The sequence below is a fragment of the Dyadobacter subterraneus genome (assembly GCF_015221875.1).
In the GTDB taxonomy this organism is placed as follows: domain Bacteria; phylum Bacteroidota; class Bacteroidia; order Cytophagales; family Spirosomataceae; genus Dyadobacter; species Dyadobacter subterraneus.
Window position 1 is genome coordinate 770,008 of record NZ_JACYGY010000001.1, and the last position, 15,228, is coordinate 785,235.

General features: G+C 39.0%; 9 protein-coding genes. 7 read left to right on the forward strand and 2 right to left on the reverse strand.

Going from position 1 to position 15,228, the window contains the following annotated elements; all coding sequences use genetic code 11:
- Positions 1 to 8 precede the first annotated feature (8 nt).
- Positions 9 to 1,373, reverse strand: coding sequence for a sigma-54-dependent transcriptional regulator (locus IEE83_RS03355; protein WP_194119210.1), 1,365 nt, complete (start codon positions 1,371 to 1,373; stop codon positions 9 to 11).
- Positions 1,374 to 1,820: 447 nt separating this feature from the next.
- Here IEE83_RS03355 and IEE83_RS03360 point away from each other — a divergent pair, with 447 nt between their 5' ends.
- The 6 genes from IEE83_RS03360 to IEE83_RS03385 all read left to right on the forward strand — a co-directional run bounded on the left by IEE83_RS03360 (position 1,821) and on the right by IEE83_RS03385 (position 14,054).
- Positions 1,821 to 3,071: an efflux RND transporter periplasmic adaptor subunit gene (locus IEE83_RS03360; protein ID WP_194123280.1), complete on the forward strand. Its 1,251-nt coding sequence runs from the start codon at positions 1,821 to 1,823 to the stop codon at positions 3,069 to 3,071.
- A 154-nt stretch (positions 3,072 to 3,225) separates the two neighbouring features.
- Positions 3,226 to 3,903: an ABC transporter ATP-binding protein gene (locus tag IEE83_RS03365; RefSeq protein ID WP_194119211.1), complete on the forward strand. Its 678-nt coding sequence runs from the start codon at positions 3,226 to 3,228 to the stop codon at positions 3,901 to 3,903.
- Between the two features lie 190 nt (positions 3,904 to 4,093).
- Positions 4,094 to 6,454 carry an ABC transporter permease gene (locus IEE83_RS03370; protein WP_194119212.1) on the forward strand — a complete coding sequence of 787 codons (2,361 nt, stop codon included), beginning with the start codon at positions 4,094 to 4,096 and terminating at the stop codon, positions 6,452 to 6,454.
- 145 nt (positions 6,455 to 6,599) lie between these two features.
- Positions 6,600 to 9,008 carry an ABC transporter permease gene (locus IEE83_RS03375; protein WP_194119213.1) on the forward strand — a complete coding sequence of 803 codons (2,409 nt, stop codon included), beginning with the start codon at positions 6,600 to 6,602 and terminating at the stop codon, positions 9,006 to 9,008.
- A gap of 205 nt (positions 9,009 to 9,213) precedes the next feature.
- Positions 9,214 to 11,598, forward strand: coding sequence for an ABC transporter permease (locus IEE83_RS03380; RefSeq protein ID WP_194119214.1), 2,385 nt, complete (start codon positions 9,214 to 9,216; stop codon positions 11,596 to 11,598).
- 65 nt (positions 11,599 to 11,663) lie between these two features.
- Positions 11,664 to 14,054 (forward strand): ABC transporter permease, encoded by a 2,391-nt coding sequence (locus IEE83_RS03385; RefSeq protein WP_194119215.1) that lies wholly within the window; start codon positions 11,664 to 11,666, stop codon positions 14,052 to 14,054.
- Positions 14,055 to 14,113: 59 nt separating this feature from the next.
- Here IEE83_RS03385 and vapB read toward each other — a convergent pair whose 3' ends face one another.
- Entirely contained in the window at positions 14,114 to 14,323 is a 210-nt protein-coding gene (gene vapB, locus IEE83_RS03390; RefSeq protein WP_194119216.1) for a type II toxin-antitoxin system VapB family antitoxin, read from the reverse strand.
- Positions 14,324 to 14,671: 348 nt separating this feature from the next.
- Here vapB and IEE83_RS03395 point away from each other — a divergent pair, with 348 nt between their 5' ends.
- Positions 14,672 to 15,223 carry a hypothetical protein gene (locus tag IEE83_RS03395; RefSeq protein ID WP_194119217.1) on the forward strand — a complete coding sequence of 184 codons (552 nt, stop codon included), beginning with the start codon at positions 14,672 to 14,674 and terminating at the stop codon, positions 15,221 to 15,223.
- Positions 15,224 to 15,228: the final 5 nt, after the last annotated feature.

Below are 15,228 nucleotides of genomic sequence, written 5' to 3' on the forward strand. Positions count from 1 at the left end.
ACTAAAATTTAAAGTCCATACTTCTCCATTCTTCGATACAAAGCCGCCCGGCTTAACCCAAGTTCTCTGGCCGCATCCGTAATATTTCCATTAAAACGTTTCATTGCCTGAACAATCATGTTTTTTTCCATGTCTTCAAGATCAAAACCTGTGGCAGTGGTTGGTTGTTCGCCTGATGTTTTCAGGAAAAGATCATCTGGCTGTAATGTTTTTTCCTGGGAGAGAATTACAGCTCTTTCAATAGCGTGCTGCAATTCACGGATATTTCCCGGCCAGTTATATTGCTGCATTTTTTTGATCAATGCACTGCTGATATCCGTAACCGGACGATTGTATTTCTTACGGAATTGTTTCAGATAAAATTCTGCAAGCGGTGCAATGTCTTCCGGGCGCTCACGAAGTGGGGGAAGATCCAGTTCAATAGTATTAATACGATAAAAAAGATCCTGACGGAAAGTTTTATCGGCTACCATACTTTCAATATTCATATTGGTTGCGCAAATCAGGCGAACATCCAGCGGAATTGATTTATTTGAGCCAACACGTGTAACCTTGCGTTCCTGTAAAACAGTCAGTAATTTGGCCTGTAATGAAAGTGTCAAGTTCCCGATTTCATCAAGAAAAATAGTACCGCCTTTTGCTTCTTCAAATCTCCCGGCGCGGTCATCTTTGGCATCTGTAAAAGCGCCTTTAACGTGACCAAAAAGTTCACTTTCAAAAAGAGAATCACTCAGCGCACCCAAATCCACAACGACAAAAGGTTTGTCAGCGCGTTGTGAATGCTGGTGCAAGTGTTTTGCCAATTGTGTTTTTCCGGTACCGTTTTCACCCAGAATTAAGACATTGGCATCCGTGGCAGCGACTCTTTCTGATGTTTTTAGTACATGAAGCATGGCGGCACTTTGTCCGATAATAGCATCGGAAGTTGATTTTTCTTTTTTGCTGTCACCTTTTTCTTCGGTGCCTGCTGCCAGTTTATCACCTTTTTTCTCCGCTAATACGTCTTCAATGGTTGCAATGAGTTTATCATTTTCCCAAGGTTTTAAAACGAAATCAGTCGCTCCGGATTTTATGGCACGAATGGCCATTTCAATATCTCCGTAAGCCGTGATCATAATCACCTTTATATTCGGATTGATGTCAAGAATTCTGTCGAGCCAGTGAAATCCTTCACGGCCACTATTGACATCACGTGTGAAATTCATATCCAGCAGAATCAGATCATAACTGCTGTTGGTAACAAGAAAAGGTAATTTTTGCGGATTTTTTTCAATATCGACAAGTTTTGCATGACGTTTGAGCAACAATTTTGCTGCACTTAAAACATCGACATCATCATCAATTATTAGAATTTTGGCTTCGGAAAGGAGCATGTTTTTTGGCTTTGGCTAATATTGGGTTCTTGTTTCGCAGTCAAATATTGCATTGATCACTAAATCATAAAGCAATATTGGTTAATTTTTACGTAATTTTTAAGCTAATAAGCTACTTAACGTAATCTTCTATGCTGATTTGTAAAAACTATTCCCCTGATTAGAATTTTTAGTAATGGTTTGAAGGCCAGATATCTGTACGAACGATGTCAATTTGGCTTGTCCGAAGCCGAACAAAAGTGTCCGATATTGAACATGTTTGATAATGTTAAAATGTTTAATTTTATTGATTTTCAATTAGTTATGATTGTCCGGTTTTTCTGGCACAAGGATTGGATATAACAAGATAGAAGATTTTTAAACGATATTTATAAGCCTGACTATATAATGGAAGTTAAAACACCAGTTTCGGGGAGCAGCGGATCCAATTTCACAGGAGGATCAACGATGGATAAAGTGAAGCCAAAGAAATTTTGGAACAGCCGGAGAATAGGAATTATTGCCGGAAGTGTCCTTTTGGTTAGCTTTTTGGTTTATCAGTTTTTCTTCGCCGACAAGAGAAGCAAATTGAATGTTCAACAGGATAAACTGACAATATCAACCGTGAAAACAGGTGTTTTTGACGAATTTATTGTAGTGACCGGGGTTGTTCAACCACTAAAAACAATCCAGCTGGATGCCATCGAAGGCGGTTATGTAACGCAGAAACTGATAGAAGGCGGTAATATGGTAAAACAGGGTGATATACTTTTACGTCTTGAAAATCAAAGCCTTAAATTGAGCTTTCTTCAATCTGAGACGGAAGCCAGCCGATTGGTGAATGATCTTCAAAATACCCGTCAAAGATTACGTGTGGAGCGTTTCGCTTTGCAGAAAAGTTTGAGTGAACTGGATTTTCAGATTGATCAGGCCAAAGATGCACACGACCGGAATATCAAACTATACAAGGATAAAGTAATTCCCGATGCAGATTTTCTTAAAACCAAAAGAGAACTGGAACGTTTGACAAAACAGCGTGAGATTGAAATTGAGTCGCAGAAATACCAGGAAGAAAATGCGAAAATGCAGATCACACAGTTGGAAGGAACACTTACCAATACAAAGAAAAACGTTGATTTGTGGAGACAAACACTTGACAATCTGGTGGTAAAAGCGCCGGTTTCGGGTATGCTTTCTTCAATGAATGTTGAAGTGGGTTCAAATATTAATCAAGGTCAGAATATTGGACAAATTGATGATTTAAATGGTTTCAAAATGCGTGTAAGTGTTGATGAACATTATATTTCAAGAATTTTTGCCGGCTTGCAGGGCAGTATGGACTTTAACGGCAAGGCATATACTTTGAAAATTATCAAAATTTATCCTGAGGTATTAAGCGGACGTTTTGAGGTGGATATGGAATTCCCGAAAGGCGGCGCACCTGAGCTGATCAAACGCGGACAATCTGCACCGATCAGATTACAACTAGGACAACCATCAAAAGCAACATTATTGCCTGTTGGCGGATTCTTCTCTGAAACCGGCGGAAACTGGGTGTATGTTTTGGGTGGAGACGGCAAACGTGCAGCAAAACGCAAAATAACCCTTGGACGTAAAAATCCTGAATATTTTGAAGTACTTGAAGGATTACAACCAGGTGAAAAAGTGATTACGAGTTCTTATGAGAACTTTGGAGATAATGAGGTTTTAGAATTCTAAATTAGTGGTTGGCTCGGATTAATAATTTAAACATCCGAGCCAACGGAAATACGAAATAAGAATACTAGCAGTAAAAAACTATAACAAGCCAACACGTAAGAAATACCCATAACCAGCTAACAGCCAAAAGCTAACAGCCAACAGCTAAGAAAATATGATCAAAATTGACAACTTACAGAAAATCTTTTCTACCGAGGAAGTAGAAACCACTGCCCTTAACGGGATTGATCTGGAGATCAAAGACGGGGAATTTGTCGCTATTATGGGACCATCCGGTTGCGGTAAATCTACCCTTTTGAACATCCTTGGCTTGCTGGATAATCCCAGCGCTGGTTCTTATGAGTTTTATGGTACTGAGGTTGGCAAAATGTCTGAACGCCAGCGTGCTCAGATTCGTAAGGGAAATATTGGTTTTGTATTCCAAAGCTTCAACCTGATCGACGAACTTACTGTTTATGAAAACGTTGAGCTTCCTTTGCTTTACCTGAAAACACCTCCTGCTGAACGTAAGGAAAAAGTAGAAGCAGCACTTACCCGCATGAACATGATGCACCGCCGCAATCACTTTCCACAGCAACTTTCCGGTGGACAGCAGCAGCGTACTGCGATTGCACGTGCCGTGGTTGCAACACCAAAAACAATACTTGCGGATGAGCCGACGGGTAACCTTGACTCGAAAAACGGGGAAGAAGTAATGGCTTTATTAAGTCAGCTGAACGGTGCCGGAACCACGATTATCATGGTAACTCACTCGCCGTATGATGCAGGTTTTGCCCACAGAATTGTAAATTTATTCGATGGCAAGGTGGTCACTGAAAAGATTCATGTTTAGATAAACATATAGTAACAAGAGTTCGAATTGGTTTCGAACAAAAAGTTTTCTTCCGATGATGGTTTAGTATTTCGAAATCCGCTTTTTTGAAATACTAAACCATATTTAAGCTATTAGCCAGACATGATATTGCCTTGATTTTAACTATTAAAGCATTAGTCACAGTCACCTCTTAAAAAATTCTTGAACTATGTTCAGACATAATCTCCTTGTTATCTATCGCAATTTCAAGCGGTTTAAAAGCACTTTTTTTATCAATTTGACAGGACTTTCCGCAGGATTGGCCTGTTCGTTGTTGATATACCTTTGGGTTAATGATGAATTAAGTATTGATAAATTTCACGAAAAAGACAGCCGGCTTTTTCAGATGATGGAAAACCGTGTGCAGGCTCAAGGTATTCTCACGGCACAGTCAACATCCGGATCTTTGGCTGAAACGCTGAAAAGTGAAATGCCGGAAGTCGAGTATGCTATTTCGTCAAAACAGTTTGTGGCGACTTTATCGGAGGGAAATAACGATTTTAGAAGCAAGGGACGGTATGCAGGAAAGGATATTTTCAATATGTATTCTTATGGCCTCGAACAGGGCGATGCAAACCAGGTTTTAAGTGACAAAAATTCCATAGTTATTTCCGAAAAACTGGCTCAGAATCTTTTTCATACCACACAAAACGTCATTGGAAAATCGATTGAATTTGAGCACGAAAAGCAATTTGTAGTTTCCGGAATTTTTAAAGGAACGCCATCGAATTCTTCTGAGCAGTTTGATTTTGTTGTTTCTTTTGAACTATATGTAGATAAGTATCCAAACAGCATCAAATGGGGAAACTCGGGGCCTGATACATTTGTACTGCTGAAAAGCGGAACAGATGTCAATCAGTTTAACAAGAAAATTGCCAATCTTGTTAAGACAAAAACAAATGGTGAGGTAACTCACAGGACATTATTTGCCCGTCCATATTCAAGCGGATATCTGTATGGAAAATATGAGAACGGATTACCGACGGGCGGCAGAATAGAATACGTCCGGTTATTTTCAATTATTGCCGTATTCATATTGATGATCGCCTGTATCAATTTTATGAATCTTTCTACGGCCAAAGCGTCGGGCAGAATTAAGGAAGTTGGTATTAAAAAAGCCATTGGGGCATATAGAGAGACGCTCATTTATCAATATCTGGGTGAATCGATGCTGATGACTTTCCTTGCACTTTTTCTGTCTGTGTTATTGGTTTTATTGTTTTTGCCTCAATTTAATGAAATAACGGGCAAGGATCTGATCCTTCATTATGACCCAAAACTAATTTTGTCTCTTCTTGGTGTTGTAATTGTTACAGGTTTAATTTCGGGTAGTTATCCTGCCTTATACCTTTCCGGTTTCAATCCGATCTCTGTTTTAAAAGGAAAATTAAATGTTTCCGTTGGTGAAGTCTGGGCAAGAAAGGGTCTGGTTGTTTTCCAATTTACGATCTCCGTTATCCTGATTGTTTCGGTAATTGTTGTGTACAAACAGGTTGAATTTGTCCAGTCTGAAAATTTGGGTTACAATAAAGACAACATTGTCTATTTTACCAGAGAAGGGAAAATGGGGGATGATGCGAAAATGGAAACTTTTCTTTCTGAACTAAGAAATATGCCCGGAATTTTAAATGCATCAAGCATCGGTCATGATATGACGGGGCATAATTCAGGCACTTTCGGAGTATGGTGGGAAGGCAAAGCGGAAGATAACAAAACAGAGTTTGAAAATGTCGGCGTGAATTATGAAATGATGCAGACGCTTGGAATTCGTTTGAAAGAAGGTCGGTTGTTCTCCAAAGATTTTAGTGCAGATAGTTCTAAAATAATCTTCAACGAAGCAGCCATAAAATTCATGGGATTGAAAAATCCCGTTGGAAAAACGGTCAAACTTTGGGGACAGGATATGCAAATTGTTGGTGTTGCCAAAGACTTCCATTTTGAATCGTTTCATGAAAATGTAAAACCGTTATTTTTCCGTTTATCGCAAGGTGATACCTATATTATCATGGCTAAAATTGCGGCTGGAAAGGAAAAGTTGGTCTTAGCGTCAATGGGAGAACTTTACAAAAAATACAATCCCGGATTTTCCCTTGACTACAAATTCCTGGATCAGGAATACCAGGCGCAATATGCTGCGGAACAAAGAGTTGCGTCACTTTCAAAATACTTCGCCGGTTTGGCAATTCTGATTTCCTGTCTGGGATTGTTTGGATTGGCCGCGTTTACCGCAGAAAGAAGATTGAAAGAAATTGGAATTCGTAAAGTGCTGGGATCAAGCGTTTTCAGTATCGTATATCTGCTTTCAAGTGATTTTACAAAACTGGTCATTGCAGCAGTAGTCATTGCATTGCCTATCAGTTATCTGATAACCGGATATTGGCTGCAAAGCTTTGCATTACACATCGACCTGGAAGTCTGGTATTTCCTTGGCGCAGGCATTGCCGCCTTAGTAATTGCCTGGCTGACAGTTGGAATGCAAGCGGTAAAAGCTGCGAATGTGAATCCTTTGGAATGTTTGAAAAGCGAATAAATGGGAGCGATTGGCTATTAGCAGTTAGCTTTGAGCGCCAGGATTACAGAGAATCGGAAGCTATTATTAAACAGAATATTTTATATCGGTACGCTCGAAATATCGGAAAGATTATATCAATTAGCCAAAAGCCAAAACCTGAAAAATGATAAAAAACTATCTCAAAATCGCATGGAGAAACCTTTGGAAGCATAAGGGATATTCTCTGCTTAATATTCTCGGTCTGGCTACCGGGATGACGGCTTGTATTGTGATCATGCTTTTTGTTTTTTATGAGAAAAGCTTTGATAACATTCATAAAAAGAATGTATACCGACTGGATGAAGTCCAGAAATTTGAAGGTATGGTGGCACCTCAGAATGTGGCTTTGTCCATGTTTCCAATGGGGCCAACACTGAAAAATGAATTCCCGGAAGTTCTGAATTTTACACGGGTCAGAATGATGGATAAAGTCAAACTGCGGGTTGATAATAAAAAATTCAGTATCCCTTCCGGTTACTTTGTTGATTCCACATTTCTTCAAATTTTTGATTATAAACTTGTCAAAGGAGACAGAAATCAGGCTTTACAAAAACCGAACAGCGTGGTGCTTTCAGAAGAAAGCGCCGCTAAAATATTTGGAAATGAGGATGCACTTGGAAAAATAATTACCGTTTACGGAGGTGATACAACACGGTTTACGGTAACCGGAATTCTTGAAAATATTCCCAAAACCTCACATTTACAATTCGACGGATTGTTTTCGTTTAATACGATCATCAAGCCGAATTATATGGAAAACTGGGGTGGAAACTGGCTGGTGACTTATCTGGAATTGTCAAAAAATGCCAATGTTGCATCCATGGAAAAACGCTTCCCGGATTATCTGAAAAGGCATATGAAAGAAGGCGGCTGGAAATATTATCAGCTTTTCCTCCAATCGCTTAAAGACGTTCATGCCAATTCTGTGAATATCACACATGATTATCAGAATTACCAAAAATTCGATAAAACGTATACCTACATTTTCTCTTTCGTTGCCATCATCGTTCTGCTGATTGCCTGTATCAATTTTATGAATCTTTCTACGGCGCGTTCTGCCGGGCGGGCGAAAGAAATTGGTATCAGAAAAGCCAGTGGTTCAGGCCGTTTTCAACTTGGAATGCAGTTTCTTGGTGAATCTGTGATGCTGTGTTTCTTCTCTCTGATTCTGGCTATTTTATTTGTTGAAATGTTACTGCCATATGTCAATGAATTAAGTCAGCGCGAACTGAAATTTTCATTTTTCACCAATCCGCTATTACTCATTTCGCTGGTTTTGGGTACTATCCTGGTTGGAATTATTTCCGGACTTTATCCGGCGGCCTATCTTTCTTCTTTCAATGCAATCACCGTTTTAAAGGGAAGGATGCAAAGTGGAAGGAAGAAACTTTCGTTCAGGAATGTGCTCGTTGTTGGCCAGTTTGCAGGTGCAATATTTCTAATGATCGCGACTGTTTTGACCGTTCGCCAGTTAAAATATATGCAAAAAGCGAATATCGGTTTTGATCGGGAACAGGTTGTTACGATTCCTTTGGGTGTTCAATCGGGTAAAAATTATCAAGCTATAAAAGATGAATTATTAAGTAAATCTCATATCACAGCAGTAACTGGTTCCCAACAAAAACTTGGAAACAATTTACATCAGAGCGGTGTCAAGTTTCATGGAGATGGACCTGTCAGGGAAATGGCCAGCTCACAGGTGGTGGTGGATCCTGATTATCTGACTTTGTATAAAATTAAACTTGTTGCCGGCCGGAATTTTTCAAAAGCAAATGCAGCAGATAATGGAAATGCTTATATCGTTAATGAAACACTGGCCAAAGAATTGTTAAAAGACACGCCTGGAAAACCAATGGATTATCTGGTGGGCAAGAATTTCGGTTTTGGAGGTATGGATTCTGCCGGTGTGATCGTCGGAATTTGTAAAGATTTTAACTTCAATTCCCTTCACCACAAAATTGAAACGCTCTGTATTCTTGATAAAACGGATTGGGGTTACAGAGAAATGTCAGTCAGGATAAGCAGCGATAAAGCCAAAGAAGCGATTGCAGAAATCCAGGCAGCTTTCAAAAATATGGCACCGGATGAAGAGTTTGAATATGAATTTCTTGATGATCATTTTGCGGAATTGTATCGGGCCGATAATACGGTGAGTGAAATTGTAGGGATTTTGGCTGGTCTGGCCATTTTTATTTCATGTCTGGGATTATTCGGTCTGGCTTCATTCTCTGTGGAACAGCGGGTTAAGGAAATTGGTGTGCGGAAAGTGCTTGGAGCAAGTGTTGCTGAGATTGTCAATCTGCTTTCCAAAGATTTTGTAAAGCTGGTACTTATCGCATTTGCAATTGCCGCGCCGCTTGCCTGGTTTGCAATGAACAAATGGCTGGAAGATTATGCTTACCGGATCAATATTCCCGTCTGGGTTTTCGGTTTAGCCGGAATTCTCGCGGTGGGAATTGCATTGTTAACGGTCAGTTTCCAATCGATAAAAGCGGCATTGAAAAATCCGGTAAAATCGCTAAGGAGCGAATAGCCGTTAGCTGTTGGCGTTTTAACTTCGGGGACTTGGTTTTGAATATTTGTTTCCCGAAATGAGATAGAGGTTTTGTAAATATTGAAAGTGATATTTTATGCTTGATTAATTAATGCTTCCAGGTAAAATTTCTAAAACTCAAAAAAAGCTCGAAGCCACGGCTAAAAGCTAATCACTAACCGCTAAAAGCTACTTGCCAACAGCCATGCTAAAGAATTATCTCAAAATCGCTTTTCGCAATCTTATCAGAAATAAGGTTTTTTCGGTAATTAATATTGCCGGGTTATCTCTGGGGCTGACCTGCTGCATGTTGATTGTGCTTTATACCAAAGACGAAGTAAGTTTTGATCGTTTTGAGCAAAATAAAGATCAGCTTTATCGGATTAAGGTGGCGATGACACAGGATGGAGAAACACACGTGATTGGTAGTACTAACGCGATCCACGGTCCGTCTTTCAAACAGGAAATTCCCGAAATCAAGGAAATCGTAAGAGCGCAGGGCAGCTCCTTTGTTACCAAAAAAGGTACAGATCTGCTTAACGAGGAAGTCCTTTTTGCAGACGATAATTTCTTTACCGTTTTTTCAATGCCATTATTGCACGGCGATCCGAAAACAGTGTTGTCAGGTATTAATTCGATTGTGATTTCCGAAGATGTGGCTGAGAAATATTTTAGTACAAAAGATGCCGTTGGTAAAACAATGGAGCTTAAAATCGGCGAAAAGTTTGAAACTTTTAACGTCACCGGAGTAGCAAGAAACTGCCCTCAAAATTCTTCCATTCAGTTCAAATCAGTTATTCCTTTTAAGTTTCAGGAGACCCGTGGCTGGACGGATCAGGAATGGCTTGGTTTTTATATGAATACATTTGTTTTGCTGCACGACAAAGCGAATTATCTTTCCGTTGTACCAAAACTTGATCAGGTTTTTAAAAGTAAATCCGCCGTTGAAATCAGCAAGATCAAAGATTTTAAACAAAAAATTCACTTCGATCTGCAACCATTTTTGACGATACATCTGGATAATGCATCCGGTGATTTAAGAAACGGATTATCCAACGGCAGCAGCCCGATTTATTCTTACATTCTCTCCGGAATTGCCATCTTCATTTTACTGATCGCCTGTATCAATTTTATAAATCTCACGGTCGCCAGATCACTCAAACGGGCGAAGGAAATTGGAATTCGTAAAGTTGTTGGCAGTCAGCGGAAGCAGCTGATGTACCAGTTTTTGGGTGAATCTTTTCTTTTGTCATTTATCGCTTTCAGTTTTGCTATTGTTTTAACGCAACTGGTTTTGCCAATTTTTAACGATTTGGCAAACAAGCAATTGGCGCTTTCCTATTTACTTGATTTTAAACTTGTCACCGGTTATTTCGGTCTTTTTCTGCTTACCGGCCTGGTTGCGGGATTTTATCCTGCCATGGTTTTGTCGGGATTCAGTCCGGCGCAAACGCTTTACAATCGTACAAAACTGACGCAGCGACATTTTCTTACGAAAGGTCTGGTCGTGTTTCAGTTTGCTTTGTCGATTTGTCTTGTTATTGGCACCATTATCATTTATTCCCAGTTTAAATATTTGACCAATAAGGATTTAGGCTACAATGATCATAATCTGATGAGTTTTAGTGTCGGACGGGGAGATAACCGTAAAGAATCAATTGCTGCCATTAAACAGGAGTTGAAAAATATGGCTGGTGTTAAAACCGTTGCAGCATTTAATGGTAATTACAACGGAACCGGTGCGCAAATAGAAAATGGAAGTATTGATTTTGGTTACATCGGAGTAGACGACAATTTTCTGAGCGCCTTACAGATTCCGGTTACCAAAGGACGAAATTTCTCGGAAAGTTTTACATCGGATCCCATGGAATCGGTGGTGGTAAATGAGGCGTTTGTGAAGGAAGCAGGTTGGAAAGACCCGGTGGGGAAGGAAATTAATTTTGATTGGAAAAATCGCAAATACAAGGTGATCGGTGTGATTAAAGATTACCATTTTGCTTCTTTGAAAGAAAAAATAAAACCGCTTTTGCTGACACAGGATCCTGATTATAAATTGGGTACGATTTATGTCAAATTGAATTCCACCGACATTCCGGAAACCATCAAATCTGTCGAAAAAATATTTCATGCCCACGTGCCTTTCATGCCGTTTGAATATAAATTTGAAGATGCCACGAATCTGAAAAGATATGAAACCGAGGCGAAATGGAAACAAATGATTACGCTGGCCGCTATTTTGTCCATTTTTGTTTCTTGTATCGGTTTGTTTGGTCTGGCCACTTTTAATGCTGAAACGAGAGTTAAAGAAATTGGCATTAGAAAAGTTTTGGGTGCTTCCGTTGCGAGTATCACTACCTTATTATCAACTGACTTTGTCAAACTGGTTTTGATCGCCATTGTTGCCGCGCTGCCAATATCTTATTATGCTGCCAATATCTGGCTGGAAAAATTTCCTTACCGGATCGAAATTTCCTGGTGGTATTTTGCCGTTTCGGCAGTGTTGGCTGTTTCAGTTGCCATTTTAACCGTTGGTATCCAAAGTTTGAAAACAGCTATGACGGATCCCGTGAAGAGTTTGAAAAGTGAGTAAAATATTTGTTTCGAAAAGCAAAAATAGATTGAAGCAATAAACTAAGATAAACGCTGCCTAACGTCATGTTGAAAAACTACATCAAAATTGCACTCAGAAACCTGTTGGGTTCCAGACTTTTTACTTCAATCAATATCATAGGACTTTCGGGTGGGATGGTGGCCGCGGTTTTCATTCTTTTGTGGGTGCAAAATGAATCCAGTTTTGACTCCTTCCATAAAAATTCAAATCAGATCAAAAGGATTTTGACGCATTATCAGGTTAGCAAACAGGAAACCTGGCATTGGTCAAGCACGCCGCTTTTATTGGCCAACGAAATAAAATCGCTTCCGGAAATTAAAAAGGTTACCCGGATAATGAATTCTTCAAATTTGCCGATCAAGATTGGAGAGAAAATGATTTTGGCGGATCATGTTGCTTACGTGGATTCCAACTGGTTTGAGATTTTCGACTACAAAACTCTGGATGGATCTCTTAACGATTTCAAATCCGGAATCCGAAATATTGCGATGACGGAATCGAAAGCGGAGCAATTGTTTGGGAAAGCTGATATCTCAGGAAAAATCGTTCGGATTGATTCTCTGGATTATAGAATTTCAGCTGTTTTGGCAGATAATCCTGCCAATTCAAGTTTTCAATATGACTTTATTTTGCCGCTAAGTGCCTACTTATCCGATCCGGGTACTTTTAAAAATGACAATAATTGGGGGAATTTCAATTATGAAACTTTTATTTTGGTAAGGCCTGATGCTGATTTGAAAAAGCTGGATAAAAAACTGACAACGATTATTTCAAATGCAAAAAAGGATGATAAAGGAAATCCTTCAAAAGAAATTGTGCTGGAATCGGAATCAATGGCAGATATGCATTTTAATAATGCTATCCAGAGAGCCGGGCAGGATAAAGGCGATCACAAAACCGTTTATATTTTCTTCGGATTGGCGCTTTTGATTTTGTTCGTAGCCTGTATCAACTATGTTAATCTGACGACAGCCCGAGCCAGTATGCGCGCAAAAGAAGTGGGTATGAAAAAACTTTTAGGCGCCACACATTCCCATTTATTTGGCCAGTTTATGACTGAATCTATAATGACCTGCCTTTTAAGTTTGGGTCTGTCACTGATCCTGATCTATGCTTTGTTGCCTGCATTTAATGATTTAACGGGAAAATTATTTGTCTTGTCGCCGACGAATTCATCGTTATGGTATGTATTATTAGGAACAACATTTTTTGCCATTTTGCTTACTGGCATTTATCCATCACTGCTTTTATCTTCTTTCAAGCCGTTTGAAACATTAAGAGGAAATAACGTTTTTGGATCAAATAACGGCAATTTTAGAAAAGGACTGGTGATTGTGCAATTCACGGTTTCGGTTGTTTTTCTGATCTCTACACTTATTGTTTTCCAGCAAATGAAATTTATCCGGGATGCAAAGCTAGGTTATGACAGGGGGAGAACGTTTACTTTTACACTTCCATGGAACATGGTTCCAAAGGTTGAAGCAAAGACGATGAAAGCCCGGCTTTTGAATCAGCCGGGAATTGAAGATGTGACGATTTCAAGCTCTAATATTGTTGATATCAACAGCAGCCACAGTGGCAGTCTGGATTGGGATGGCCGGCCAGCGGATTTTAAGCCAACGGTGGGACAGATTGCTGTGGAATCCAATTTTCAATCCCTGTTCAACCTGAAAATGGCAGATGGCCGGTGGTTTGCGGAAAACAGTGTTGTTGATAAGGATAATGTGGTTTTAAATGAAGCCGCAGTCAAAAAACTGAATATTCCTAAACCAATAGTCGGGCAGCGTTTTTATTTTCAGGGTAAAAAAGGAACGATCATTGGTGTAGTCAGAGATTTTCATTATAAAAGTTTAAGGGAGAAAATAGAACCGCTGGTTTTGTTTACGGATTCAGAATGGAGCAAAGGAATTTATGTAAAATACACCAGGGGAAATGAGGCGCGGGCAATAAAATCGGTTGAGAAAATCTGGGCTGAGATGGTACCAAATTATCCGCTGAATTATAAATTTCTTGATGATACGTTTGACAGCCTTTACAAAAACGAACAGCGCAGCGCAACACTTTTCAATACATTTACAATCATCGCTGTATTAATTTCCTGTCTGGGATTATTTGGACTTGCAACGTTTACAGCCGAACGGAGGATCAAGGAAATCGGTATCAGAAAAGTACTTGGTGCTTCGATTGCCGGAATTGTGACGTTGTTATCAACGGATTTTGTTATGTTAATATTAATTTCCGTTGTCATTGCATCGCCAATTGCCTACTACGCGATGAACAAATGGCTGGAAGGTTTTGCATATCGGATAGAAATTAGCTGGTGGATTTTCCCGACTATCGGATTGCTGACGGTTTTAATTGCAGTAATTACAATCAGTTTCCAAAGTGTAAAAGCTGCGATGATGAATCCGGTGAAATCTTTGAAATCGGAGTAGGGTTTACCAGATTATCGGTAATTGATAATGTTTAAAATTGTTATCTCTGTTAAGTATGATCAGGCTGTATAATCCTTAAAGTCATCAAGAGGTTCGTCGAAATCCGGAGACATTCTAATTTTACCTCTGGCACTTCCAAACTCAGGAATAATTTTCTTTTTTTTATCTTTTGTTGATTTCTCGATTAAGAAATCAATAAAATCATTAACCTCATCCTTTAAGGCAGGGGTTAAGGTTTCTAGTTTCGTATGAATTGATAAAGTACTCATTTTTAGTTTTTTGTTTGCTATACAAATATAAAAAACCTGCCTATTTGAAGATAACTATATTGAATTCATATTTAATATAACACTCAAAAATTTGTTAGACGTTGATTAAATTAAAGTACTTTTTTTATAATTCACGAAAGATTAACCAAAGTCCAATACTGAACGAAAGTGTCCATAATCGGACACTTTTTTTATTTTTATTTTGATTTAAAATGCTTGTAATTAATAAGTTATCTAGCGTTCAGTATTCGGGTATAATTATTTCATTTTGCCATAGCAGGTAGTCCCAATGTTAATATTAGAACAGGATTATTTAACCCGGAAATTAAAAAAGCAACTCATTCAGCTATGAAAAATTATTTTATCATTCTGCTTACAACCATCAATTCGATTGCTTTCGGACAATCGCGGTCTGTGAGTAGGAGTATTGAAGACGATGGAAAGTCTGTCTCTATCCATATCAGTGGGACAATCGATGGGCAAACAATAAAGTATGACCATACTTTTGATCTGTCTTTTTTGGATAAATCTGAGCGACTGGCATTGAAGGAAAAAGTACTCGATTCTCTGGATCTTTCTTTTCCTCCTCCTCCTGAGCCTCCGATACCACCCTTGTTTTCCGACGAAGATCCGGAAGAGGAAGTTTCAAAAGCAGATGATGAAACCGTAGAAATTGAAAAAACTGAACATACTGAAACGGTCTGTGATAAAAAGCAGCCCTTTTCAAAACAGATAAAATATAATGCGGAAGGGCAAATGTATATGCACTATCAATTTGTCAAAAACGGCGAGGATTTTGAATATGAAAGAACTTTGAACGCCAACGGAAAATCTGAAAGTGAACGTCAAAGAATTATTGCAGAAACTGAACAGGAAATAGGTTTTTCAATCGATAAATAACCATT

Coding starts and splice junctions, on each gene's coding strand:
- IEE83_RS03355 (WP_194119210.1), bottom strand. CDS start 1,373: ATGCTCCTTTCCGAAGCCAAAATTCTAATAATTGATGATGATGTCGAT.
- IEE83_RS03360 (WP_194123280.1), top strand. CDS start 1,821: ATGGATAAAGTGAAGCCAAAGAAATTTTGGAACAGCCGGAGAATAGGA.
- IEE83_RS03365 (WP_194119211.1), top strand. CDS start 3,226: ATGATCAAAATTGACAACTTACAGAAAATCTTTTCTACCGAGGAAGTA.
- IEE83_RS03370 (WP_194119212.1), top strand. CDS start 4,094: ATGTTCAGACATAATCTCCTTGTTATCTATCGCAATTTCAAGCGGTTT.
- IEE83_RS03375 (WP_194119213.1), top strand. CDS start 6,600: ATGATAAAAAACTATCTCAAAATCGCATGGAGAAACCTTTGGAAGCAT.
- IEE83_RS03380 (WP_194119214.1), top strand. CDS start 9,214: ATGCTAAAGAATTATCTCAAAATCGCTTTTCGCAATCTTATCAGAAAT.
- IEE83_RS03385 (WP_194119215.1), top strand. CDS start 11,664: ATGTTGAAAAACTACATCAAAATTGCACTCAGAAACCTGTTGGGTTCC.
- vapB (WP_194119216.1), bottom strand. CDS start 14,323: ATGAGTACTTTATCAATTCATACGAAACTAGAAACCTTAACCCCTGCC.
- IEE83_RS03395 (WP_194119217.1), top strand. CDS start 14,672: ATGAAAAATTATTTTATCATTCTGCTTACAACCATCAATTCGATTGCT.